1 protein-coding gene is annotated in these 3,998 nt (G+C 68.0%); it reads right to left on the bottom strand.

What is annotated here, in order from left to right; translation table 11 throughout:
* A partial coding sequence (locus ACZ3H8_RS40675; RefSeq protein WP_467410392.1) for a type I polyketide synthase occupies window positions 1-3,998 on the bottom strand: 3,998 nt, incomplete at both ends.

The following is a 3,998-nucleotide window of genomic DNA, read 5'->3' as shown; positions in this document are numbered from 1 at the left end:
TCAGCCAGCACAGCCCGACCCACACCAGGACCGCACTCCACCCGCTCAACCAGCGCACCACACCCCGCCAGCCCATCCACCACCGAGGAAACCCAGTCCGCCTCCGCCATGCCCCCCGGCACCACAACCAGCCAACGCCCGCCCAGCGCCTCGCCGGCCCTGGCAGCTACCGGCTTCCACTCAACCCGGTACTGCCAGTCCTCAGCAGGACCAGAGTCAGGTGCCGGGGTAGGCCAGAAGCGCTCACGCTGGAAGGGATAAGTCGGCAGATCGACTTGCTGGGCACCAGGCAAGAGCGTCCGCCAGTCCACATCCATGCCGTGAACGAAGGCACCGGATACGGCTGTTAGCAGCGCTTCTGCCTCAGGGCGGTCCTTCCTCATGACGGGAAGCAGTTGGAGATCCGGCTCTGCGAGGCAGGATTGCGCCATGGCACTCAGGGTGCTGTCCGGGCCGATCTCCAGAAACCCGGTCGCGCCATGCTCTTCCAGTCGGCGAATACCGTCGGCGAACCGGACAGCCTCCCGCACATGCCGCACCCAGTAGTCGGGAGAGGTCAGTTCTTCTGCGGTGGCCAACTCGCCCGTGACATTGGAGATGACAGGAATATGGGGCTGCTCGTACGTCACGCTCTCGGCGACCGTACGGAACTCGGCCAGCATCGGCTCCATCAACGGCGAGTGGAAGGCATGGCTCACCCGCAGCCGCTTCACCTTCCGGCCCTCGGCCTCGAAATGCGCGGCGATCTCCGCAACCGCATTTTCCTCACCGGAGACGACAACCGCCTGCGGCCCATTCACCGCCGCGATACTCACCCGCTCCACATCCAGCAGCGGCAGCACCTCGGCCTCCGACGCCTGGAGCGAGACCATCGCCCCACCCGCCGGCAATGCCTGCATCAACCGGCCACGGGCAGCCACCAGACGACACGCATCCTCCAGCGACAACACCCCCGCCACATGCGCAGCCGCCAACTCGCCGATCGAATGCCCCAGCAGGAAATCGGGCCTGACACCGAACGACTCCACCAGCCGGAACAACGCCACTTCGACCGCGAACAACGCAGGCTGGGTGAAGCCCGTCCGATTCAACGCATCCGCGTCATCGCCGAAGACGACATCCCGCAGCGGCAAGTCCAACTCACCATCGAAATACGCACACGCCGCATCAAACGCCTCCGCGAAAGCCGGAAAGGCTTCGTACAACTCCCGCCCCATACCGACCCGCTGCGCACCCTGCCCCGCGAACAGCAGAGCCAGCCGTCCCTCTGCCTTGGACCCGCGTATGACACCAGGTGTCTTGCGATCCCCAGCGAGAGCGGCCAGGCGGTGAACTGCCGATGCATAGTCGTCCGCCAGCACCACAGCGCGGTGGTCGAATACGGAACGGGTCGTGGCGAGTGAGAAGCCGACATCCGCCAAGTCCAGTTCGGGGTCGTCCTGGTAGGCCGCCATCAAGCGGGCGGCCTGGGCACGCAGCGCGGTCTCGGTACGTCCAGAGATCACCCACGGCGTGACGGACGGGCGCTCCGACCAGGGCTGGGGAACGTCGGCCGTGGGGGCCGGTTCCGGGGCGCGTTCCAGGATTACGTGCGCATTTGTGCCGCTGATTCCGAACGACGAGACACCCACCCGACGAAGCCGATCGCTCTCCGGCCACTCCACAGCCTCGGTCAGCAGCCGGACATTCCCCGCCGACCAGTCCACATGCGACGACGGCTCCTCCACATGCAAAGTCCGCGGCAGCACACCATGCTGAAGCGCCAACACCATCTTGATCACACCAGCCACACCCGCAGCCGCCTGCGTATGACCGAGATTCGACTTCACCGAACCCAGCCACAACGGCCGCTCCTCATCCCGGTCCTGCCCGTACGTCGCCAGCAGCGCCTGCGCCTCGATCGGATCACCCAGCGTCGTACCCGTACCGTGCGCCTCCACCGCATCCACATCCGAGGCCAAGAGACCCGCGCCCGCCAACGCCTGCCGGATCACCCGCTGCTGCGAAGGACCATTCGGCGCCGTCAAACCATTCGACGCACCATCCTGATTCACCGCAGAACCAGCCACCACCGCCAACACACGGTGACCGTTCCGCCGCGCATCCGACAACCGCTCCACGAGCAGCATCCCGACGCCCTCGCCCCAGCCCGTGCCATCCGCACCCACAGCGAACGCCTTGCACCGGCCGTCGGGGGCGAGTCCGCGCTGACGGCTGAACTCCACGAACGCTCCGGGCGTGGACATCACCGTCACGCCGCCCACCAGCGCCATGTCGCACTCCCCCGACCGGAGTGCCTGAGCCGCCCAGTGCAGGGCCACCAGCGACGACGAGCACGCCGTATCCACCGTCACCGCCGGGCCCTCGAGGCCCAGCGTGTAGGCCACTCGCCCGGACACCACGCTCGCGGCGTTTCCAGTGCCGACATAGCCCTCGAATTCGTCCGGAGAGTGAGCCAGGAGAGCCGGATAGTCCTGACCGTTCGTTCCTACGAACACGCCGGCCCGGCTGCCTCGCAGGGAGTGGGGATCGATACCGGCCCGCTCCACTGCCTCCCAGGACACCTCGAGGAGCAGACGCTGCTGCGGATCCGTCGCGACGGCTTCCCGCGGGCTCATGCCGAAGAAAGCGGGGTCGAACTGGTCCACGTTCTTCAGGAAACCGCCGACGTTGACGTAGCTGGTTCCCGAGTGTTCCGGGTCGGGGTCGTAGACCGAACTGAGGTCCCAGCCACGGTCGGCCGGGAATCCCCCGACGGCGTCCTCGCCGTCCGACAGCAGTTTCCAGAAGGCCTCCGGGCCGTCAACGCCGCCGGGGAACCGGCAGCTCATCCCCACGATGGCAATGGGGTCATCGGCAACCGCCGAGGGGGCCACCAGCTGCTCGACGTCATCCTGGGCCGACGCGATCCGCGTGCGCAGGAAACGGGCGAGTGCGGTCGGCGTCGGGTAGTCGAACACCACCGTCGCGGGCAGCGCGATCCCGCATGCCACGCCCAATGCGTTACGTAGCTCCACCGCGATCAGCGAGTCGACGCCGAGCTCCCGGAAGGCCCGGTCCGGGGGCACATCGGCGGGCCCCGAATAGTGCAGCACTCCGGCGGCACGTGACCTGACCAGATCCGTCAGCACTCGCTCCTGTTCGGCCGGCCGCAGCCCCTCAAGGCGCTGGCGCACCTCGGAGTGTCCATGCTCGCCACCCGTCCTGGCGGTGAGCTCGACGGCCGTACGGACCTCAGGAAGATCGCCGATCAGTGGGCTGGGACGGACCGTGGTGAAGGCGGGAAGGAAGTCCGCCCAGGTGAGGTCGGCGATCACAAGGCCGGGCGTCCCGGAGCCGATCGCGGTCTCCATGGCGTCGATGGCCAGGTCCGGCCGCAGCGGGGACACTCCGCCCCTGCGCATCCGCTGCGCCGTCGTTTCGTCGCTCGCCATGCCGGTCTCGCCCCACGGCCCCCAGGCGATGGAGGTCGCGGGCAGTCCTTCGGCCGCGCGCTGTTCGGCCACAGCGTCCAGGAAGGCGTTGGCGGCTGCGTAGTTGGCCTGACCGACGGCGCCGATGGCGCCCGCGAAGGACGAGAACAGGACGAAGGCCGAGAGCTCATGGCCCCGGGTCGCCTCGTGCAGGTTCACGGCCGAGGCAGCCTTGGCCCGCATGACGGTCGCGAATCGCTCGGGGGTCAGCGAATCGAGTACACCGTCGTCGAGTACGCCTGCAGCATGGAAAACGGCGTCTACGGGGTGCTCTGCCAGCAGCGCCTGGACCGCTTCCCGGTCGGCGACATCACACGCCGCTACCGTCACGCGCACACCCAGAGCCGACAACTCCGCCTCAAGCTCCCCAGCCCCCGGAGCATCCGGACCGCGACGGCTGGTCAACACCACATGCTCCGCACCCCGCTCAGCCACCCACCGAGCCACCCGCCCGCCCAACGCACCCGTACCACCCGTAACCAGCACCGCCCCCCGCGGCACCCAACCCTCAACACCCCCAGCAGG

It is taken from the genome of Streptomyces sp. NPDC002868 (assembly GCF_055563295.1).
Note: the sequence above shows the minus strand (reverse complement) of the source record. Positions and strands in the feature narration are given on the sequence as shown.